General features: G+C 74.6%; 15 protein-coding genes. 3 read left to right on the top strand and 12 right to left on the bottom strand.

Annotated features, from left to right (window positions below):
* Positions 1-40 precede the first annotated feature (40 nt).
* From alc to ACIOD1_RS07710, 8 genes are all read right to left on the bottom strand, one after another.
* Positions 41-1186, bottom strand: a complete 1146-nt coding sequence (gene alc, locus ACIOD1_RS07745; RefSeq protein ID WP_365617338.1) for an allantoicase — start codon at positions 1184-1186, stop codon at positions 41-43.
* A 104-nt stretch (positions 1187-1290) separates the two neighbouring features.
* Entirely contained in the window at positions 1291-3012 is a 1722-nt protein-coding gene (locus tag ACIOD1_RS07740; protein WP_365617340.1) for a thiopeptide-type bacteriocin biosynthesis protein, read from the bottom strand.
* A 17-nt stretch (positions 3013-3029) separates the two neighbouring features.
* Positions 3030-5048 (bottom strand): TOMM precursor leader peptide-binding protein, encoded by a 2019-nt coding sequence (locus ACIOD1_RS07735; protein WP_401900895.1) that lies wholly within the window; start codon positions 5046-5048, stop codon positions 3030-3032.
* Entirely contained in the window at positions 5045-6847 is a 1803-nt protein-coding gene (locus tag ACIOD1_RS07730) for a hypothetical protein (protein ID WP_401900894.1), read from the bottom strand. Before ACIOD1_RS07730 ends, ACIOD1_RS07735 begins: the two co-directional genes overlap by 4 nt.
* Positions 6844-8124, bottom strand: coding sequence for a lantibiotic dehydratase C-terminal domain-containing protein (locus tag ACIOD1_RS07725; RefSeq protein WP_401900892.1), 1281 nt, complete (start codon positions 8122-8124; stop codon positions 6844-6846). Before ACIOD1_RS07725 ends, ACIOD1_RS07730 begins: the two co-directional genes overlap by 4 nt.
* 109 nt (positions 8125-8233) lie before the next feature.
* Entirely contained in the window at positions 8234-10969 is a 2736-nt protein-coding gene (locus ACIOD1_RS07720; protein WP_365617347.1) for a lantibiotic dehydratase, read from the bottom strand.
* 100 nt (positions 10970-11069) lie between these two features.
* A complete protein-coding gene (locus ACIOD1_RS07715) occupies positions 11070-11255 on the bottom strand; it encodes a thiazolylpeptide-type bacteriocin (protein WP_365617349.1) in 186 nt (61 codons plus the stop codon).
* Positions 11256-11369: 114 nt separating this feature from the next.
* A complete protein-coding gene (locus ACIOD1_RS07710; protein WP_365617351.1) occupies positions 11370-11555 on the bottom strand; it encodes a thiazolylpeptide-type bacteriocin in 186 nt (61 codons plus the stop codon).
* A gap of 578 nt (positions 11556-12133) precedes the next feature.
* Here ACIOD1_RS07710 and ACIOD1_RS07705 point away from each other — a divergent pair.
* Positions 12134-13675, top strand: coding sequence for an aldehyde dehydrogenase family protein (locus ACIOD1_RS07705; RefSeq protein WP_365617352.1), 1542 nt, complete (start codon positions 12134-12136; stop codon positions 13673-13675).
* A 154-nt stretch (positions 13676-13829) separates the two neighbouring features.
* On the opposite strand, the gene ACIOD1_RS07700 is transcribed toward ACIOD1_RS07705, so the two are convergent.
* From ACIOD1_RS07700 to ACIOD1_RS07685, 4 genes are all read right to left on the bottom strand, one after another.
* Entirely contained in the window at positions 13830-13985 is a 156-nt protein-coding gene (locus ACIOD1_RS07700) for a DUF6131 family protein (RefSeq protein ID WP_365617353.1), read from the bottom strand.
* Between the two features lie 126 nt (positions 13986-14111).
* Positions 14112-14483, bottom strand: a complete 372-nt coding sequence (locus ACIOD1_RS07695) for a PRC-barrel domain containing protein (protein WP_365617355.1) — start codon at positions 14481-14483, stop codon at positions 14112-14114.
* Positions 14484-14621: 138 nt separating this feature from the next.
* Positions 14622-15593 (bottom strand): SMP-30/gluconolactonase/LRE family protein, encoded by a 972-nt coding sequence (locus ACIOD1_RS07690; protein WP_401900888.1) that lies wholly within the window; start codon positions 15591-15593, stop codon positions 14622-14624.
* Positions 15594-15776: 183 nt separating this feature from the next.
* Positions 15777-16187, bottom strand: a complete 411-nt coding sequence (locus ACIOD1_RS07685; protein WP_365617358.1) for a Fur family transcriptional regulator — start codon at positions 16185-16187, stop codon at positions 15777-15779.
* A 221-nt stretch (positions 16188-16408) separates the two neighbouring features.
* Between ACIOD1_RS07685 and katG the strand changes: the two genes are divergently transcribed.
* Together katG and ACIOD1_RS07675 are read left to right on the top strand one after the other, a co-directional pair.
* Positions 16409-18640 (top strand): catalase/peroxidase HPI, encoded by a 2232-nt coding sequence (gene katG, locus ACIOD1_RS07680; protein WP_365617360.1) that lies wholly within the window; start codon positions 16409-16411, stop codon positions 18638-18640.
* A 329-nt stretch (positions 18641-18969) separates the two neighbouring features.
* Positions 18970-20400 (top strand): amidohydrolase family protein, encoded by a 1431-nt coding sequence (locus tag ACIOD1_RS07675; RefSeq protein WP_365617361.1) that lies wholly within the window; start codon positions 18970-18972, stop codon positions 20398-20400.
* Positions 20401-20410: the final 10 nt, after the last annotated feature.

Here is a 20410-nt window from a genome sequence, read left to right as displayed (position 1 = left end):
GCGGGATACGTCGCCGCGGCAAGGCGGGGTACGGGCGGCGTCAGGCGCGGGCGCGCCGTGCGGTCAGCTCCGCGGCGCCGGCCGGGGTGGGCGCCCCGTGCAGCCGCAGCCGGGCCAGTCCGCCGTCCGGGTAGACGTCGAGCCGGGCGTGGGTGGCGGTGGCGAGGGCGGGGAGGGGGAAGCGGTGGAGGGCGTCGGGCTGGAGCGGCGTCCGGGGCAGCACCTCGCGCCACGCGCCGTTCTCTCCGTCCTTGACCGACAGCGCCACCCAACCGGCCGCGTTCCCCTTGAGGTTGGCCGTGTCCACCTCGACCGCCCGGATCTCGCTCTGGGCGGCCAGCCGGTAGACGATCCAGTCGTTGCCCCGGTCGCGCCGGCGACGGGTCTCCCAGCCGTCGTCCTGCTTCGCGGAGAGTCCCGGCATGATCGTGTTAGCCGGCGAGGAGTAGAAGCCGTCCGAGGCGTCCTCCACGCTTCCGCCGTTGCTCACGCAGGCGACGTCGACGGACCCGAGGAGGGTCGACCAGGCGGGGTCGGGCAGCACCTCGCCGTGGACCCGCAGCCGCGCGATGCCACCGTCGGGGTGCTGGTTGATCCTCAGGTGGGTCCAGCGGCGCTCGGAGGTGAGGGCGAAGCCGTTGGCGGCGTGACCGCGCACGGGGGTGCGGGGCAGGATCTCCTCCCAGTCCGCGCTCTCGCGCCGCAGCCGGTCGGCCGAGGGCGTTCCCTCGTACACGGCGGCCAGGACGCTGACCTGGCGGGGGAAGTTGCCCCGGAAGTGCGCGGTGTCCACGACGATCCCCCGGACGATGCCGGCCGCGCCCAGGCGCACGAGGGCCCAGTCGTGTTCCGGGTCGGCGGGGAAGGGGTCGGCGGCGTCGGCCCCGCGTCGCCGGCGGGTCTCCCAACCGTCCATCACCTTGCCCTTGTTGCCGTAGGCGTGGACGTCGAAGACGGCGGGGGTGCGGGAGAGGAGGTTCTCGCGGTCGGCGAAGAACTCGTCGTTGGCGGCGATGACCGCGCCGCCGAGCCGACGGTCGGCGAGGTCGACGAGCCGGGTGAAGGGGAAGTCGCCGTGCCGGTAGTCGGCGTAGGGGTCGCCGGAGGTGTACGGGGCCGCGTAGGCGTCGTCGAGCAGGGCCGCGGGGACGGTTGCGAGGGCGGTTGCGGGGAGGGAGGTTTGCATGGCGGGAGGGCCCTTCTTCCTGGGGAGGACGGGTGGTTGGTGGCTCCCTTCGACTCTCACAGCCCGTGCCCCCCGGGTCCATCGACGTTTTTCGACGACACTGTTCAGTCGGTGCGAACGGTCCGGCGGCCGAGCGGGACGAGGTACTGGAGGGGTTGGGCCAGGTCGTCCAGGCCGAGCAGTTCGTGGGCCAGGTCGTCGTGGAAGCCTCCCAGCGGGGTGCCGCCCAGCCCGAGGGCGGAAGCGGTCAGCAGGAGGGTCTGCGCCATGTGGCCGGTCTCCAACAGGGACAGGCGCAGGGCGCGCAGGCCGTAGCGGCGGCGCAGGAGCCCGAGGTCCGCGTAGAGGGCCAGCACGACCGGGGCCCCGTCGATGCCGATGGCGTCGGGGTCCTCGGCGGGCCGGGACAGGTACGTGGAGAGCGCCTTGACCGCCGACAGCGGCGCGGCCGGGCCGATGGGCCGCAGGGTGCGCCGTTCGGGCTCGCACGCGTACGTGCCCGCCGGGACCCCGTCGACGTCGAGGACGAGCAGGCGCACCCGGGCCGTGTGGAGGGCGCCCGCGCTGGGGTAGGGCCGGTGGGCCCCGGTCGGGGAGAGGGAGTGCCACAGCAGGGAGCCCAGGGTGGCGGCGTCCAGGGGGCCGGTGAGCGGGCCGCGCAGCGAGGAACGCTCCGCCAGGACGGTGGCCAAAGGGATGTCCGGGAGCGGTGGGGCGGGCAGCGGGAGTTCGGGGCCGAACTCGCCTACGCGTGACGCGCGTTCGGGCCGTCCGGTGGCGGCGGGCGCGGGCTCCGGCGGCAGGAGGCGCAGGGCCGTGTCCTGGCCCCGGCCGATCTGGAACTTGCTCCGCTCCAGGTACTGGACGTCGGCCGCCGTGTGCCCCGCGGGGAAGAAGCCGGGCGCGTCCGGCGTCTCCAACAGGGTCCGGGCGGCCAGTCGGCACACGGCCCGCTCCTCGTCGGGGGTGATCCCGAGCCGGTTGAAGAGCATGTGCAGCTGTGAGCCCCACACGCGGGCCGACTCCGCCTCGGAGAGGTCGGGGCCGTCCGGGGCGCGCAGCCGGGCCTCGGCCGCACGGACCTGCTCCGCCCAACGGGTGATCCACGGTTGGGCGTTGCCCTCCGCGAGCCGTTCCCGTACGGTCCGAGCGCGTCGGGCGAGGCCCGCGCGCTGGGCGGCGTAGACGGAGTTGACCCGGCTGTGCACGGACGCGCCGGGCAGGAGTTCCACCTCGGTGACCCAGCGCCAACCCGACGCGTGGCCGCGCAGTCGGCGGGCCGCCGTGAGCCGGTCGAGGCCGAGGGCGTCCGTCGTGGCGTGGGCGAGGTCGACGCCGAGCATCAGCCGGGCGGCGGCCCGCCCGGGCCCGACGGTGGACAGGGCCGGCTCGCCCAGGGCTCCGAGGGCGGCCCGGGTGGAGTCGGCGAAGACCTCCTCGGCGAGCGGCAGGGCGCGCGGGCCCCCGTACCGGTCGGTCTCGGGCGCGTACGCCACCGCGCGGACCTCCCCGTGCCGCGAGGGCCAGGGCCCGGGCACGGCGGGCACGGCGGCGGCGGCCCCGGCGAGCTGCCCGGATAGCCGGGCGGCGGCGTCCGCGCCGAGGCCCCGCACGCGCAGGCGCAGGTGCGGGCCGCCTTCGGCGTAGCGGATGAAGAACCACGAGGAGGCCTCGCCGGCGGCGACCAGGCCGTCGAGGAGGGGGGTGACGACGCCGGTCAGGAAGGCGTCGGTGTCCTCGGTGGTGGAGTGCAGGAAGAGGTGCCGGCCCTGCCAGGTGTCGGTCTCCGGCGCGGTCGTGGTGGTCGCCTGCTGTCGCGTGGTCATGTGGGGTCCTCGGGGCGTCAGGGGAAGGGGTGCGGGTGGAGCGCCAGGTCGGCGTGACGCAGGGGACGGTCCGTGCGCCCGAGCCGGTGGGGGACCTCCAGCAGCCGGGGCAGCCCGTCGGTGCGGCGATTGACGTGCCCGAACGTCATCGGGAGCGAGCCGGGGACGATCACCTTCACGCAGTGCAGGCCCAGTCGGGCGCGCACACCCGGCTCGCTCTGGTCCACGGCGATCACCTCCAGACCCGCTCGGGCGAGCCGCTCCACGGTGCGGGCGAGGAGGTCGGAGAGGTCCTCGACGGGTGCGGGCGCACCGGGAAACGCCCGCGCGAGCGGGACGATAGGGGTGTCGGCGTAGAGGAACTCCAGGCGCGGGGCTGCCTCGGGGAGGGTGTTGAGGCCGACGTGGTCGTCGAGGGTCTCCACCAGGTCGGGCCGGTCGAGCAGGGGGCGCAGCCGGAGCGGATCGCGCGGGCGGCCCTCGGCGAGCGAACGGTGGGGCGCGTCCAGGACGTTGGTGACGACCTCGGCGACGGCGGAGCGGATCGCCGCGCGCGGGTCGTGGTGGGCTCCGGCCGCCAGGAACATCCGGGGCGCGTCCGGGTGGGCACCCTCGTACCGACAGACGGCGATGACCGCCGGGATGCCGAAGTCGTTCGTCGCGTCGCGGAGTTCGAGCCGGTATCCGGCGAGGGTCGCACGGTCGACGAGGAGCGCGGTGTCGGGGTCGTCGGTCGGTGCCTCCAGCCGGCGCAGGGGGGTGGCCGCGTACCAGGCCATCAGGAAGGCGTCGCGTTCCGCGATCTCGAACAGGCCGTACAGGGCGGCCTCTTCGGGGCTGTTGCCGAGTCCACAGCCGTTCGAGGACTCGTAGACCACGCGGGGGCGGCCCGGTCCGGGCACGTCCCAGTAGGCGGCGTGCTCGGGGACGGCGGTCTCCCGCCGTCGGGTGAGCGACCAGGCCCGCACCCAGTCCAACCGCAGGTCGGGGGTGTAGGGGACGGTCGGGGAGGCCGGATGTCCCTGGTGGGCGGGGTCGGGGAGGCCCAGCCGCGCGGGGTCCAGCGCCCGGTCGGGGCCGAGTTCGGCGTAGGAGGCGGTCAGGTCGGTGCGGCGGCCGGTGGGGCGCATGCTCGCGTGGCGCTCGGCGCCCTCGAACAGGGCGATCCGCTCGCTGTCGGGGAAGTCGTGGGCGCGGCCGTAGCCGCCGTCGTCGACGAGCCGTCCGTCCGTGACGAAGGCGGTGGTCAGGCAGAACGCCGAGTCCTCCGAGCGCAGCAGTCGACGGACCGGGCCGAAGCGTTCGTCGTGCAGGGCGTCACGCAAACCCGTGTTACTCGTATGGGAGTTGGGCTGCCGCAATACGTACGGGTCGGGGAGCGGGCGGGGCGCGGAGGGCAAGGGGGACGGGGCGGACGCGGAGTCCGGCGGCAGCGGGGAGCAGACCTCGCAGCCGCCGACGGGGCGGACGCGGTGGGTGGTCCAGGTACCACGGCCCTGGTGCACGAGGTGGACGGTGGCCGTGGGCGGCGCGACGGGCTCGGCTTCGGCCTCGGCCTCGGCCTCGGCCTCGGCTTCGGATGTGGATCGGGCCGGGGGTCGGGGGTCCCGGTCCTCCTCCAGGAGGTCGAGGGCGAGGGCGCCGAGGGACTCGGTGAGCGCCGGGGAGAGCACGCCGCCGAGCGCGAGTTCCGGGCTCCGCCAGGGCACCCGGCCGCCCGCCGTGGCCAGCCGCTGGTACTCGGTGCAGCACAGGCAGGCCGCCGCACCGGGGCGCAGTACGGGCCCGATCACGGCGAGGGGTCCGTCGAGGCGTACGGGGACCAGGGCCACGGGGTGGCTCAGGGCGTGCCGGCTCAGTTCCTCGGCGAGGCCCAGGGTCCACCGGGTCATGAGCACCACGGCGGGGCCGGCGGTGGTGGCGGTCGCGGCGGCGGTGTCGAGCAGCGGGACGGGCGTCGCGGGGGGCGACACCGGGAACGCCGCCAGGGCGTCGAGGAGTCCGGGCGGGCCGGACCTGGCGGGGGCGGTGGTCATCTCGGCTCCTCGGGGGCGTAGAGGACGGTGAACCCGAACGCGGTGAGCAGGTCGGCGAGTTCACCGCGCGGGGCGGGGAGGTGGGTGAGCCCCGTCAGCCGGAGCAGCGCGTCCTGGAAGGGCTCCTCGCGGCCCGCCAGGTCCGCCAACCAGCGCCCGGTCCCCCCGAGCCCCTCCCAGGGGGCCGTCCGGGCACCGGCCGTGGCCAGCCGTGCGGCGGCGCCGCCGGAGGGGCGGACGGGACGGTCCGGGGCGGCGCGGACGGCCGCCACGGCGGCGAGGCAGGCGAAGGCGGCGGCATCGGCCGGGGTCGCCTCGACGGCCTCACCGAGCGGCAGGGCTCCGGGTCCGGCGGGAGCGGCCGGGCCGGTGCGGCGCACGACGGCCCGGTAGACCTCCGCCCCGGGGGACCGGGTGACCTCCAGGTGGGCGGGCACATCGAGGCGTACGGTCAGCGTCGCCCACCAGTGACGGGCCTGCGGGTGCCCGGACCACCGCTCGGCGGGTACGGGAGACCGGCCGTCGAGGAGGTCGGGCCGGTGGGCGGCGGCCCGGCGCAGGGCTCGGCCCCGGGCGTGTCCGGGATCGGCTCCGACGGTGAACCGCGCTCCGCCCAGCAGGAGTTCGGCCGCGCGGCAGAACACCTCCAGGCGCGCCAGGTCCAGCCGCGGCGCCCCGCCGGTCAGCGTGCCGACCGTCCCGCCGGGCCCCGGGAGGACGCAGCCGGCGAGCGGGACCGGGAGCTGGCGCAGTTCCCCGGGGAGCGGGAGCGGGAGAGGCCCGCAGCGTTCGTCCCCGAGGGCGGCCACTCGGCGCAGGGCGGAGTCCAGGGTGTCGGCGGGGTCCAGGGCGGTGCGCCGGTCGGGGTCGTGCCGCCGGGGCCCGAGCCAGGTGTGGTAGGCGGCGCGGGGCGGACGGGCGTCCGCGAGGAGCACGGCGGGGAGCCCGGGCGGCAGCGGCCCGGCGCCCCCTTCGAAGGCCGGGTCGGGCAGCGCGGCCACCGCGCACAGCAGCCGGTGCGCGGCGGCCCCGGCCAGGAGGGCGACGGAGGCCCGGGATCCGGTGAACTCCGGCGGTTCGGAGGCCACTTCGTCCTCGGTCGCTTCTTCGCCGGAGGCTGCGCCCCGGTCCCCCGTCAGCCGCGCTTCCAGGGCCCGGGCGTCGGCGCGGACCTGGGCGGCGCCGCCCGGGGCGGTGGCGTAGCCGCTCGCGCCCCGGAATCCCAAGGCGATCCCCCGCTCCGAGGTCCCGGTGCGGGCGTGGAGCAGCACCCGGTGTGCCGGCAGGGTCGGGTCGGGGGTGTACGTGACGCTCAGCCCGCCCCGCTCCAACGCCCGTCCGGCGGCCCGCGCGAGGGGGTCGTCCGGGCTCGCGGCCAGCACCTCGGCCCGCCCCGCGACGAGGGCCCCGGCGGCGGCGCGGGCGTCCGCCGCGGTGGCGGCCGGCCCGATGTCGGCCCCGGTCCACTCCGTCACGGACTCCGCCCCGGTCCACTCCGTCACGGGGCCGGCCCCGGGGGCGGTCCCCGGTCCCACGTCCGGTCCTCCGGGCAAGAGCAAGTCGTGCGCCTCCAGTTGGCCGAGGAGCGTGTCGAGGGCTCCGCGCAGGGGCGAGGCCGGATCGACGCCGTCCAGGAGTTCTTCGAGCCGGCCCTCGCGGAGCGGCCCCTCCAGCGACCGCCACAGCGCGGGCAGGGCGGCACTGCCCTCCAGGGTGAGGTTGCCGCGCCGGCCGCGCAGGTGCAGCCCTTCGCGCAGGGGGGTCACGGCGACGCCCGGACGCAGCCTCCGTCCGCTCATGCCGACCGCTCCCCCGCCGTGACGCCCGCCGCGCTGCCGGCGTCGCTGCCCGTCGTGCCGCCCGCCGCCTGCGCCGCGTCCGCCGCGTCGGCCGCCGCGCGGACCTCCGTGCGCCAGTCGCATCCGGTCAGTGCCGGCACCGTACGGATGACCAGGTGGGCGGCCGCGTACCGCTCCAGCGGGCGGACGTCGCAGAGCGCGAGGAGTCGGTAGAGGGCGTTGGTGCAGGCCCGGTGGATCAGGTAGTCGGGGCGGCTCCACATGGTCCCGCGCGGGTCGGAGCGGCTCAGCAGGCGGTGGAACTCGCTGTAGCGGGTGCGCAGTTCGGGATCCCAGCGGGCGGTGGCCGCCGGGTCCCCGGTGGCGGCCGCCCGGTCCCGGTACGCGGCGGGTTGCCCGTGGAGGTCCGCGCCCGCCTCGTGCCGGGACCGGGTCAGGCGCCAGGCCCGCGCCGAGTAGGCCGCCCAGGCCCGCTCCCCGTCCCGCGCGCCGCCCTCGGCGATCCGTCCGACGAGGGCGGTCGTCGCGTCGCCGGAGCGCTCCCACTGGCGGTCGAAGGCGGCGCGCAGCCTGCCGTCCGGGTCCTCGTGGACGAGGAAGTCCTCCAGGTGGGAGACGTACGAGTAGTGGCCGCCCGCGAGGCCGCCCGGGTGGGCGGCGGCGTGCGCGGCGAGGGCGGTCACCGCGAGGCGCAGCCGGGCGGGCGCGCCGTCTCCACGCTCCCCGAGGAAGTCGGCCCCGGCCCGCAGGGCGTCGAGCCCGGCGCGCAGGAGGTCCTCGCGCAGGACCGCGCCGCTCTCCCCGAGCAGTTCGCGCAGGGAGCCGCGGTCGACGGGCTCGACGCGGACGCTGTTGTCCGGGGCGATCGGCCCGTAGGGCGGGGGGACGAGTTCGGCGCGGCCGGCCTCGGCGGCCCGCTCCAGCAGTTGGGATGCGGTGAGGTCGTCGCGCGAGGGGTGGGCGCGCAGCCAGTCCCGGATCCGGGTCGCGGCGGACTCGGCGACGTCGTGCACCCGCTCGGGCGGCCCTTGGAGGCGCAGCCGCAGGTGCGGGCCGTGCAGCCAGTGCCGTTCGAGGTGGGCGGCCACTCCGGCGGCGGCGCCGGCGGCGGCGAGCGGAAGCATGATCCCGCGCAGCAGGGGGGCCTTGACGGGGTCCCGGTAGTAGGCGATGACGTCCAGGGCTCCGGCGTCGCGGGCGTCCCCGTCCGCCGCCACCGCCCCTGCCACCCCCGCTGTCTCCCGGGCTCCGACGTCGTGCGCGTGCGGTGCTGTCACGGCCTCTGCCTCCGTCCGTCTCTTCGTGCTGCGGTGTGGTGTCTCGGGGTGCGGTGTCGTGGGTGTGGTGTCTCGGAGTGCGGTGTCTCGGGGTGCGGGAGCCGGGCGGTCACCGGTGGCGGCCGGCCCGGTAGACCTCCAGGACCAGCTCGACCGCGTGGGTCGGGGAGTCCAGGCCGCCGGGTGCGGGCAGCGCCTCCTCCAGGACCGCGCCGTCGGCGTGCCGGGAGAGCCACTTGGCGAGGCAGCGAAGGTGGAGCGCGTTGCCGAGGTCCACGAACTGCGGCTTGGGCCGGCCGAGGGCGTGGAGGAAGTCCTCGGCGGGCCGTCCCGCGGGCGCGGACGCGGCGGGGTGCAGGAACACCTGCTCGGGCAGGTCCAGCAGGACCCGCCATCGGGCCGCGGCCCGCGCCGGTACGGGGCCACCCGCGAGGAGGTCGGCCCGCAGCTCCCGCACCACCGCGGGAGGCAGCGTCCAGCGGCGGCGGCGGAGCACCACGTGGCGGTGGCGCAGCCGGGGCGTGAGGGCCACCCGGCCGCCGGGCGCGGGGAGGTGGCGGTGGGGGGTGAGCGGCCGGAGGTCGACGGCCCCGTGGGGCTGGTCGCACAGGTGGGCGCCGATGCGGCGGGGCAACAGGACGGGGGCGAGGAAGCCCGGGTAGAGCACGTCGAGGAGTTCGCCGCTCTCGCGCACCCGGAAGCGCACCTGGTCGGAGCCCTCGTCGTGGACGAGGTCGAGGTCGCTCTCGGAGAGGGAGGTCCGGGTGCGGTCGGGGCCGATCTCGTCCGGTACGAGGAGGGGGTGGAGGTTGGCGTTGAACCCGCCGACAGGGCGGATCTGCGCGGCCCGCGCGCCGGGGGCGAGGCCGGAGCGGACCTGCCGGGACACGGCGGCGGCCGCGCGGGGGTCCAGTGAGTCCAGGAAGCGGCTGGTGAAGCGGCCCCAGCCGCCGTACACGTGGTTCACGCAGAGCAGGCCCCGGTCGGGGTCGCGCTGGAGGAAGTAGGCATAGCTGAGGGGGCGTTCGACGGACCAGTCCGGCAGCCGGTCCCCGAGGGTCCGTACGAGGTCGGGCGGCAGGACGATCTCGTCCCGGTCGGCACCCTCCCCGGCGCCGGCCTCCCGTACGGCCTCGGCGACGTCGGCCCGCAGGGCGGCCCACCGCGCGACTGCGGTCGGCAGCGCGGCGGGGTCGCGGAAGTCGAGGCGGCCCGCGCTCTCCCAGGCCTCGGTGACCTCGGCTCCGAACTCCCACGGGCGCGGGCAGGTCCCGCCGGGACCGTAGCGCTCGACGAAGCGGTCGCGGACGACGCGGCGTACGAGGTGGCCGAGGTCGTGGAGCTCGGCCAGCGCCGTGGCCTCGCCGAGCGCCTCGTGGTCGGCGGGGCCGAGGAACCCGTCGAGCGACAACGGCTCGGGGGCGACGACGTCCTCGGAGAGCACCGACAGGGGCGCGGACACGGCCGGTACGGGGCGCCCGGCGGCGGCCAGTTCCTCGGACCAGCGCTGCGAGAGCCCGGCGAGCAGCGCGGGGCGCCGCGCGGCGGGCGCGTCCGCGAAGGCGGCGGTGGCCCGCCCGAGCGCGGCGATCCGGTCGGCGCGGGCCGCGTCGTGATCGGCGGGGCGATCGGGGTCCTCAGAGCCGACAGAGCCGACAGGCCCGCCAGGGCCGACGGTGCGCAGCCAGGCGGCGAGGGCGCCCAGGGGGTCGCCGGCCTGGGCCGGTACGGGTTCGCGGGGTACCAGGAGGCCGTTGTCCACGAGTCGGTCGAGGAACCCGGCGGCCGCGTCCCGGCCGGCGCCGTCGCGAGTCGCCGCGCCCCGGGCCTCGTTCAGCAGCGCGGCCAACTCGACCAGCGGGAGCGGGTCCTCGGCGTACCGGGTGACGAGGGAGAGGGGACCACCGAGGGCCAGTTCGACCTCGTCCTCCTCCGGGACGAGATAGCGGCCCCCCGCGAAGGCGGCGCGTTCCCGGACGTACGCGGCCCGCGCGCCCTCGATCCGGGCGGTGCTGGTGATGCGGTGCGGGAGGGCGGCGCGCCGGTGCGGGGCGTCCAGGAGGGCGAGGGTGAGGGCGGCCGTCAGGGTGCGGTTGACCTTGACCACGGCGCGCGGCGGCGTCGGGAAGAGCGGCGGGGCGCCCCAGACGGCGTCGGCGCGGGTCGACCCCTCGGGCAGGACGCCCCAGCCGACGGCGGTGAACCAGGACAGCGGGCTGGTCTTGGTGCTGGCCCGCAGGGCGTAGCGCAGGACGGTGGGTTCCTCCTTGCGCGCCTTGCGGTCGGACGGGCCCGAGCCCGCGCGTTCCACACCGCGCAGCAGGTCGGCGCTGGTCAGGGCGACGGCCTTGGCGAGGGCCGGTTCGCGGCACAGGGCGGACAGGGCGGCTCGTTCGGCGGTGAGGGCCGGCTCGACGAGCGCCTCGATCAGGGGGAGGAGCGCGGCCCGGCGCTCGCGCAGGTCCAGCCAGCCGGCGAGCCGGGGCGCGCGGGCGGGCAGGTCGCCGAGTCGGGTGAGGAGCGCGGGGCGGGGTTCGCGCCCGTTGTGCAGGGCGCGGCGCAGCGGGAGGACGACCTCGCGGTGGAAGGCGGCCGGGTGCCCCTCGCGGCTGTCGTGCAGCTCGTCGCAGAGGGGGTCGGTGGCGCGGGCCAGCTCGGCGTTGATCCCGTGCAGGCGCGCGAGCAGGGAGCGGAACGCGGCGGGGGCCGGCCGCTGCGCCGGGTGGGCGAGGACGGTGGCGCGGACCAGCGCGTAGGGCGCGGAGCGGACCCGGTACCCGTCGCCGCCCTCTCCGGGCGGCAGCGGAGTCGCCGGTGGCTGCGGCATCGGCCTCGTCTGCGGCATGGCGGTCCGTCCCCGTCCGTGTGGGTGGTGGCGCGGCGCCCCTCCCGCCGCACGCGGGGTGCGGCGGGAGGGGCCGGTGTGCGGCGTACGGGTGAGGGCGTTACAGCGTCGGAAGGTCCGTCGTCGGCTGCGCGCAGGAGGAGGAGCCCTGGCAGGAGCAGGAGCCCCAGGACGCCCCGCCCTCGGGCAGCGCGGCGGTGTCCCGCATCGAGGTGACGGTCAGGTCGCCCAGGTCGAGCGCCAGGTCGTCGAGGTCGAAGGCGGAGGTGGTTTCGGGTCGGGTCATGGGTGTCTCCTCTTGAGGGGCGTACGGGGTGTACGGATCTAGGGGGTGTACGGAGCAAGCGGGCGCACGGCCCGTGCGGAGCCGGCGGGCGTACGGGGCGTGGGCCCCGCAGGCCTAGAACCCGCCCGTCTCCAGCGCCGGCTTGGCGCAGGAGGAGGAGCCCTGGCAGGAGCAGGAGCCCCAGGACGCCCCGCCCTCGGGCAGGGCGGCGGTGTCCCGCATCGAGGTGACGGTCAGGTCGCCCAGGTCGAGCGCCAGGTCGTCGAGGTCGAAGGCGGAGGTACGTGCTTCGTCGGACATGCGTGTCTCCCGGAAGTGGAAGCGATAGCCGAATGTGCACCGGACGGAAAACGACAGGACCCGAATGCCGAATGACCCGCATTCGGGGCGATGCCTCCGTCGGGACGCCCCGGAGGGTGAAAGCGATATCTTTCGATCGTCCCGGATCCGCACTTTATCCACCCGTACGCGGGGACCGCAAGGATCCTCTGATGCACCCCCCTTGCACCGTCACTCCAGGGCAGCCCATCGCAGCAGCTCAGGGCGCACGCGAAGGGCGGCGACCCCACCCGACGAAATACTGCCGTAAAACAATTTGCGAGAGAAAGTCAGACGCGGGTCATCGGCCGGTCAGCAAGGGGTCAGCATTCGGTCAGCCCCGCACTTGAATTCGTTGGGATGAAATCCGCCTCGAAGGGTCCGGAAAATGTCCTGCCGGTGAATTCACGCATCCCCTCGCCCCCTCCTCGCCCCGCCACCGGCGGCGCACCGCGCCCCGGCGACGCGCCGCCCGCGCGCACGGGCGGGGGTTCGGCGCGCCGACTCCGTACGGTCGTACCGCACGCACTCCCACCCGCCCCGAGCGGAGATCCGCACCGATGACTTCCCCCCTCCTCCTGAAGCCCGGCACGGCCTGGTCGGACGCCTGGCAGCGCGCGCTCGCCGTCGCGCCCGAGGCGTTCCGCGACGATCACGCACTCAACCTGTGGGCGGGCTCCTGGCAGCCCGGCGGTCGCACCCTGCCCGCGACCAGCCCCGTGGACGGCAGTGCCGTCACGGGGCCTCCCCGGCTGGACTCCGACACCGCGACCGCCGCCGTGCGCGCGGCGCTCGACCAGCACCGCGCGTGGCGCGAGGTGCCACCGGCCGAACGGGGCGCCCGGGTCGGCGCCGCGCTGGACGCGCTCGACGAGCACCGGGACCTGTTGGCCCTGCTGCTGGTGTGGGAGATCGGCAAGCCGTGGCGGCTGGCCCGGGCGGACGTGGACCGCGCCGTGGAGGGCGTCCGCTGGTACGTGGAGAACATCGGGCCGATGCTGGAGGGCCGCTCGCCGCTGGACGGGCCCGTCTCCAACATCGCCAGTTGGAACTACCCCATGTCCGTGCTGGTGCACGCCATGCTCGTCCAGGTCCTGGCGGGCAACGCGGTCATCGCGAAGACCCCCACCGACGGGGGCCTGGCCTGCCTCACCCTCGCGTGCGCGCTCGTCCGGCGCGCGGGCCTCCCGGTCACCCTCGTCAGCGGCGGCGGAGCGGACCTCTCGCAGGCCCTCGTGCGCTCACCGGAGATCGGCTGCGTGTCCTTCGTGGGGGGCCGCTATACGGGCGCGCGGATCGCGACCGAGGTCGCCGACCTCGGCAAGCGGCACATCCTGGAGCAGGAGGGCCTCAACACGTGGGGGGTGTGGGAACACACCGACTGGGACGCGCTGGGGGCGGCCATCCCCAAGCTCTTCGACTACGGCAAGCAACGCTGTACGGCCTACCCCCGGTTCGTCGTCCAGCGCTCGGCCTTCGACGCCTTCCTGAGCGCCTATCTCCCGGCCGTACGGGCCGTCCGCACCGGTCATCCGCTCGCGGTCGCGCACCCCGACGACCCCCTGCCCGACCTGGACTTCGGCCCGCTGATCAACGCTGCCAAGGCCCGCGAGCTGGCGGAGCAGACCTCCGAGGCGGTCGCACACGGCGCGGTGCCCCTGTTCCGGGGAGTCCTGGACCCGGCCCGGTTCCTGCCGGGTCAGGACACGGGCGCGTACCTGGCGCCGGTCACGCTGCTCAGCCCGCCCGCGTCCTCACCGCTCTACCACGCGGAGCCGTTCGGCCCGGTGGACACCGTCGTGCTCGTGGACACCGAGGCGGAGCTGCTGGCGGCGATGAACGCGTCCAACGGGGCGCTGGTGGCGACCCTGTCCACCGACGACCCGGGCACCTTCGACCGTCTCGCCCCGCAGATCCGCGCCTTCAAGCTCGGCCACGGCAAGCCCCGCTCCCGAGGGGACCGGGAGGAGCTGTTCGGCGGGCTCGGCGCGTCCTGGCGCGGCGCGTTCGTCGGTGGGGAGCTGCTGGTGCGGGCCGTGACGCGGGGGCGGCCCGACGAGCGCCTGCCGGGCAACTTCCCGGACTACCAGCTCCTGCCCTGACCACTGCTCCCGCCCTGATCCGACGGGCGACGCGCGACGGGCGACGCAGAGGGCCCGGAACGCGGGCTGCCCCCGCCCGGAGGCGGGGGCAGGCACCTACGACTGCGGCAGGCACCCGGCGGGCAGGCCCGCGCGAGCCACCAGTAGTCGCTTGCTACCAATAGTGTCGTCTGCCGCCGACCGCGTGCCCGACGGAGCCCAGGATCCACAGGATCGCGCCCACGACGAGCAAGATGATGCCGATGGTCCAGAGGATGGAGATTCCGGTGAGCCAGCCGATGATCAGGAGAATGACTCCGAGGATGAGCATGGCGCTCCTCGTTCCCGTGGAGGAATGCGGCGGAACGATGGATCCGCTGCACTGAAGCAAAGGACTTATACCCGCAAATATGATCCCCATTACATCCGGGATCCGGCGGCCGGTCGCCCGGTCCGCTCAGCCTCGGAAGCCGCCGCCGAAGGGGCCGACGAAGCCGTAGTAGACGCCGATCTCCTCGCGGTAGCGCCGGTCGTCGAGGTGGACGTCCCGGACGAATTCCGGCGCCTGCTTGATCTGCTCCCTGGTGCGAGACACGTAGATCTTCCGCTCCTCGTGATCGACACGGGTCACCGTGCCCGCCGGCAGCAGGACCTCCTTGCCGAAGATCCACATACCGGTGTCGACGACCAGGTAGGCGTCGCCCATCTCGTACGAGTGCTTGTCGACCTTGCCGATGGCACCGTCGGTCGCCTCGACCTTGAAGCCGGTCGGATCGATCCCGTCCAGGTGTCCCGATCCCGGAGCGTAACTCCACATCTGCTCGGTCATGTGCGTCGAACTCCTCTGTTGGCAAGAGGTGGTGCTTCCTCACGGATGCTCCGGACGCCGCCCTCGGCGGGCGACCCCGCAGCGCTCTTGCCCGCGTCGCTCCACTCCATGCCTGCCGACCGGACCCCTCGCGGGGGGTCAGTTCGACGGGGGTTCGGCGCCGGCCGGGACCTCCCGGATGGCGCCGTCGACGCCCGCCCGGTAGAGGCGGCCCGCCGCGAACCCGCGCTCCCCCCTTCCGTAGGTGAACTGGGTCGACAGGTGGAGGCCCGATTCCACCGCGCACAGCCGCCCGCCCTCGGCCCGCCAGAGCTGCCCTGAGGCGTGGGTGGCGATCAGCGGGCGGCCCGCGCCGTCGAGGGCGAGTCCGTCGGGGAGGGCCAACGCGTCGAGGAGCGGGGCGGGGATCCAGAGCCGCGGGTGCGCCGGGTCGGCGACGGGGATCCGGTACAGCCCGGGGGCGACGGTGGTCTGCACGACGTACACCTCGGAGCCGTCCGGTGAGACGGCGATCCCGTTGGGCTGCGGCACGCGCGCCCAGGCGGGGTCGACCCGGCCGTCCGGGGTGACGCGGCCGATGTTCCGGCCGCCGAGGGTGGTGGTGTAGACGGTCCCGTCGGGCGCGAGGGCCACGCCGTCGATGCCGCCGAGCCCGGAGGCGTAGGTGGCGACGGCGCCCGACTCCGGGTCCACGTCCAGGAGGCGCGACACGGGGAAGAGGTCCCCGGTGAGGGAGTGCGCGAGGTCGTTGCCGGTGCCGACGAGGAGCCGGCCGTCGGCACGGACGACGATCCCGCCGTTGGCGCCGATGTCACCGGTGAGGGCCACGGGGGCGCTGCCCGGGGCGTCGATGCGGTAGACGCGTCCGCCGAAGTAGCCGGTGGCGAACATCCGGCCCCGCCGGTCGACGGCGATCGACTCGGCCCAGTCGGGCAGTTGCGCCACCCGCACCGGCGGGGGCGCCGCGCGGCCGGCGCCGCAGGGGGGCGCCGCCCGCGCGGGTGCGGGGGCGGCGACGAGCAGCCCCGCGGCCACGGCCAGGGCGGCCACCGCCACCAGGGCGCGACGCGGAACGCGCCGGGCGGGGCGGAGCAGGTCGGTCGGCCTCATCGTTTCCCCCCGTGACACGGCGTCGGGCCGGTGCGCCCAGGCGAAGTATCGGCACGGGGCAGCCCGTTGAACAGGGCGCGGTCGTACTCCCGGACCGATCCCGCCGGGTCCGAGCGGCTGGAAATACGCCGGCCGGAAATACCCGCGAGGACCGGCCAACATATTCGGCCACCGGAATTGCGTTCAGGCGCAGGCCGGACACAGTCCGCGATAGGTGACCTCGACCCCGGACAGTGTGAAACCGAATCGGTCCTCCGTCGAAAGACCGCCCATCGGGTCCCCCGTGGGATGGACGTCCCGGATCAGTCCGCACCGGACGCACACCAGGTGCTGGTGGGGGTGGTGCGCGTTGGGGTCGTACCGTTTGGCCCGGCCGTCGGTGGCGACCTCGGCGATCTCACCGAGGGAGACCAGTTCCCCCAAGGCGTTGTAGACGGTGGCCCGCGAGATCTCGGGCAACCGCCGCACCGCCAGGGCGTGCACCTCGTCGGCCGTGAGGTGGACGTGGTCGCCGTCCAGGACCTCCGCGACGACCCGCCGCTGGGAGGTCAGCCTCCAGCCGCGCCCCCTCAATCGTTCCAGCAGGTCACTCATGTCGGGTCACCCATTCGCGAGCGGTCGGACACCGAAGATTGCAGATGAACGTCCGGAATCCGAGGAGGTAGTGGTTTGGTGTTCTTCTTGACTTGGATTCGGTCCATCGTAGGATCGGTTTCGTAGATAGCCAAGCGACAGGATGACTCCAGAACGGCACGAGGGAACACCACCGTCCGCCGTCCTGAGCACCAGGACCCGCCCGGTCCGGAAGGATTCCGATGTCTGAGAACCACGATGCGATCGTCACGGACGACAAGCCGGAGGAGGGCGCAGGCGGCTGCCCCGTCGCTCACGGGCGCGCCGCTCACCCCACGCAGGGCGGTGGAAACCAGCAGTGGTGGCCGAATCGCCTCAACCTGAAGATCCTCGCCAAGAACCCCGCCGTGGCCAATCCCCTCGGTGAGGAGTTCGACTACGCGGCGGCCTTCAACACCCTTGACCTGCCCGCCGTCAAGCGCGACATCACCGAGGTGCTGACCACCTCGCAGGACTGGTGGCCCGCCGACTTCGGCCACTACGGCCCCTTCATGATCCGGATGGCCTGGCACAGCGCCGGCACCTACCGCATCAGCGACGGCCGCGGTGGCGCCGGCGCCGGTCAGCAGCGCTTCGCGCCGCTGAACAGCTGGCCGGACAACGCGAACCTCGACAAGGCGCGCCGGCTGCTGTGGCCCGTCAAGAAGAAGTACGGCCAGAACCTCTCCTGGGCCGACCTCCTCGTCCTGACCGGCAACGTCGCCCTGGAGACCATGGGCTTCGAGACCTTCGGCTTCGGCGGCGGTCGCGCGGACGTCTGGGAGCCCGACGAGGACGTCTACTGGGGTCCCGAGAGCATCTGGCTGGGCGACGAGCGCTACACCGGCGACCGTGAGCTGGAGAACCCCCTCGGCGCGGTCCAGATGGGCCTCATCTACGTCAACCCCGAGGGCCCGAACGGCAATCCGGACCCGATCGCCGCGGCCCGCGACATCCGCGAGACGTTCCACCGCATGGCGATGAACGACGAGGAGACCGTCGCCCTGATCGCGGGCGGCCACACCTTCGGCAAGACCCACGGCGCGGGCCCGTCGGAGAGCGTCGACGTCGACCCCGAGGCCGCGCCCCTGGAGCTCCAGGGACTGGGCTGGGCCAACTCCTTCGGTTCCGGCAAGGGTGGCGACGCGATCACCAGTGGCCTGGAGGGCATCTGGACCGACACCCCGATCGCCTGGGACAACAGCTTCTTCGACATCCTCTTCGGCTACGAGTGGGAGCTGTTCAAGAGCCCCGCGGGCGCGCACCAGTGGCGCCCCAAGGAGGGTGCGGGCGCCGGGACGGTACCGGACGCCCACGACGCGTCCAAGAGCCACGCTCCGACGATGCTCACCACCGACCTGTCGCTGCGGTTCGACCCTGCCTACGAGCAGATCTCGCGGCGCTTCCACGAGAGCCCGGCCGCCTTCGCCGACGCCTTCGCGCGCGCCTGGTACAAGCTGACCCACCGTGACATGGGCCCGGTCGTGCGCTACCTCGGCCCCGAGGTCCCGTCCGAGACGCTGCTGTGGCAGGACCCGCTGCCCGAGGCGACGCACGAGCCGATCGGCGCGGCCGAGATCGCCTCCCTCAAGGAGAAGGTCCTCGCCTCGGGCCTGCCGGTCTCCGACCTCGTGTCCGCGGCCTGGGCCTCGGCCTCCTCCTTCCGCGGCAGCGACAAGCGCGGTGGCGCCAACGGCGGTCGTATCCGCCTCCAGCCGCAGAGCGGCTGGGAGGCCAACGAGCCCGACCGGCTCGCCTCGGTGCTGCGCACCCTGACCGGCATCCAGGAGTCCTTCAACTCCACCCAGACCGACGGCAAGCAGGTCTCGATCGCGGACCTGATCGTGCTCGCGGGCTCCGCGGCGGTCGAGAAGGCCGCGAAGGACGCGGGCCACGACATCCTGGTCCCCTTCACCCCGGGCCGCGTGGACGCCTCGCAGGAGCAGACGGACGTGGAGTCGTTCGCCGCGCTGGAGCCGGTCGCCGACGGGTTCCGCAACCACCTCGGCAAGGGCAACCGCCTGCCGGCCGAGTACCTGCTGGTCGACAAGGCGAACCTGCTCAACCTGAGCGCCCCCGAGCTGACCGTCCTCGTCGGCGGCCTGCGCGTCCTCGGCGCGAACCACCAGGGGTCGCAGCACGGCGTGTTCACCACCGCGCCCGGCACACTGACCAACGACTTCTTCGTCAACCTGCTCGACCTGGGCACGACGTGGAAGTCGGCCTCCGGGGACCAGAACACCTTCGAGGGACGCGACGCCAAGGGCGAGGTCCGCTGGACCGGCACCCGTGCCGACCTCGTCTTCGGGTCCAACTCGGAGCTGCGCGCCCTCGCCGAGGTCTACGCGAGCGACGACGCCAAGGAGAAGTTCGTGAAGGACTTCGTCGCGGCCTGGGACAAGGTCATGAACCTCGACCGGTTCGACCTCGTCTGACGGTTCGACCTCCCCCGAGGTTCGACCCGTCCCACCCGTCCGATCGACACTGCCCGGTCCGGCCCACGCCGGACCGGGCGGTGTCGTGTCCAGGCGGTGTCGTGTCCGGGCGGTGTCGTGACCGGGCGGTGTCGTGACCGGGCGGTGTCGTGTCCAAGCTCCGCGCGCCGAAAGGGTTTTCTACAAACTGTTGACGCGCCTCTATGCGAACGGCCCTTGCCTGCCCCACGCTTGCGCTATCTTGCCCGCTTTCACCTGACGCCCCGTCGGCGCGTCCCCGCGGCAAGGCAGCTCGCGATCCCATCCGTGTCAGTCGGGAGGCAATCGCCATGGACCAGCTCACCGAATGTCCCGCCCCCGCTCCGCAGCCCCCCAGCCGTCGCGGTGTCCTCGTCGGCCTGGGGGCGGTCGCGGCCGCCCCCTTCGCCCTCGGCTCCGCCCCGAGCGCGCCCGCGTCGCGCGCCGCGGCGCCGGACGCGGGGAACACCGTGCTCAGGAACGCCTCGCTCGTGCTCACCATGGACCCCGCGCTCGGCGACGGCCCCCTCGGTACGGTCGAGGGCGCGGACGTCCTGATGCGCGACGGGAAGATCGCGGCGGTCGGCGCCCGGTTACCCGCGCCCCGCGGCACCCGGGTGATCGACGCGTCCGGAAAGCTCGTGATGCCGGGCTTCGTCGACATCCACACCCACCTGTGGCAGTCCTCGATCCGCGGGGGCTGCGCCGACCGCGACCTGTACGGCTGGCTGGCCGACTGCAACGCGCCGACGATCGCGCGGCTCACCCCGACGGACATCTACCGGTTCGTACGGCTGGGCGCCCTCGACTCCGTACAGGCCGGCGTGACCACGCTCGTGGACTGGGTGGACTCCCTCCCCTTCGACACGACGGCCGAGTACGTCCGGGCCCTGGACGACACGGGGGTGCGCTTCACCTACGCGATGTTCCAGCAGGAGGCCGGAGTCGGTCTCCTCCCCCGGGTGAAGCGGGAGCTGATCGACCCGCTGCCGCTGGCCTCGGCGCAGATCGCCACCCATGCGGCCCGGGACGTGGAGCGACTGAACCGGCTCCACTGGGAAGCCGCCCAGGACCTCGGGATCATGCTCAACAGCCATGTGCTCGAACGCCCCGCGTCCCCCGGCTACGAACCGCTGGAGACCCTCGCGGACATCGGCGCACTGGGACCGCGGCTGCTGATGAACCACGCGATCCACCTGGACGACACGCAGATCGCCACGCTCGCGGAGCGCGACGTGCGGGTCGCGCACTGCCCGCTCAGCAACATGCGCCTCGCCTCCGGGATCATGCGGCTGCCGGACCTCGGCCGGCGCGGGGTCCGGATCGGGCTCGGCCAGGACGGCGGCACCAACGACACCTCGGACTTCTTCGCCCTCATGAAGGCGGCCATCGGCCTGCAACGGGCCAGGTCGCTGGACGCCTCGGTGTTCCCCCAGGTCCATGACGTACTGCGGATGGCCACGCTCGGCGGCGCGGAGGCGATCGGCACGGCCGACACGGTGGGCTCGCTGACGCCCGGCAAGCGGGCCGACGTCATCGTGATCGACCCGGCCGCGCTGAACTTCGCCCCGCACGTCGACTGGGTGAACCAGATCGTCTTCAACGGGCGCCCCGAGAACGTCGACGCGGTCTTCGTCGACGGCCGGGCGCTCAAGCTCGACGGGCGCCTGGTGGGCGTCGACCCGACCCGCGTCGTGCGCGAGGCCGAGGTGTCGGCCGCCCGACTGCGCGCCGCCGCCTGAGGCCGCGCCG

This window comes from Streptomyces sp. NPDC088097 (assembly GCF_044741845.1).
Classification (GTDB): Bacteria; Actinomycetota; Actinomycetes; order Streptomycetales; family Streptomycetaceae; genus Streptomyces.
Note: the sequence above shows the minus strand (reverse complement) of the source record. Positions and strands in the feature narration are given on the sequence as shown.

Bases quoted from the DNA above. Each gene is read 5' to 3' on its own strand.
- alc (WP_365617338.1), bottom strand. From the start codon at position 1,186: ATGCAAACCTCCCTCCCCGCAACCGCCCTCGCAACCGTCCCCGCGGCC.
- ACIOD1_RS07740 (WP_365617340.1), bottom strand. From the start codon at position 3,012: ATGACCACGCGACAGCAGGCGACCACCACGACCGCGCCGGAGACCGAC.
- ACIOD1_RS07735 (WP_401900895.1), bottom strand. From the start codon at position 5,048: ATGACCACCGCCCCCGCCAGGTCCGGCCCGCCCGGACTCCTCGACGCC.
- ACIOD1_RS07730 (WP_401900894.1), bottom strand. From the start codon at position 6,847: ATGAGCGGACGGAGGCTGCGTCCGGGCGTCGCCGTGACCCCCCTGCGC.
- ACIOD1_RS07720 (WP_365617347.1), bottom strand. From the start codon at position 10,969: ATGCCGCAGACGAGGCCGATGCCGCAGCCACCGGCGACTCCGCTGCCG.
- ACIOD1_RS07715 (WP_365617349.1), bottom strand. From the start codon at position 11,255: ATGACCCGACCCGAAACCACCTCCGCCTTCGACCTCGACGACCTGGCG.
- ACIOD1_RS07710 (WP_365617351.1), bottom strand. From the start codon at position 11,555: ATGTCCGACGAAGCACGTACCTCCGCCTTCGACCTCGACGACCTGGCG.
- ACIOD1_RS07705 (WP_365617352.1), top strand. From the start codon at position 12,134: ATGACTTCCCCCCTCCTCCTGAAGCCCGGCACGGCCTGGTCGGACGCC.
- ACIOD1_RS07700 (WP_365617353.1), bottom strand. From the start codon at position 13,985: ATGCTCATCCTCGGAGTCATTCTCCTGATCATCGGCTGGCTCACCGGA.
- ACIOD1_RS07695 (WP_365617355.1), bottom strand. From the start codon at position 14,483: ATGACCGAGCAGATGTGGAGTTACGCTCCGGGATCGGGACACCTGGAC.
- ACIOD1_RS07690 (WP_401900888.1), bottom strand. From the start codon at position 15,593: ATGAGGCCGACCGACCTGCTCCGCCCCGCCCGGCGCGTTCCGCGTCGC.
- ACIOD1_RS07685 (WP_365617358.1), bottom strand. From the start codon at position 16,187: ATGAGTGACCTGCTGGAACGATTGAGGGGGCGCGGCTGGAGGCTGACC.
- katG (WP_365617360.1), top strand. From the start codon at position 16,409: ATGTCTGAGAACCACGATGCGATCGTCACGGACGACAAGCCGGAGGAG.
- ACIOD1_RS07675 (WP_365617361.1), top strand. From the start codon at position 18,970: ATGGACCAGCTCACCGAATGTCCCGCCCCCGCTCCGCAGCCCCCCAGC.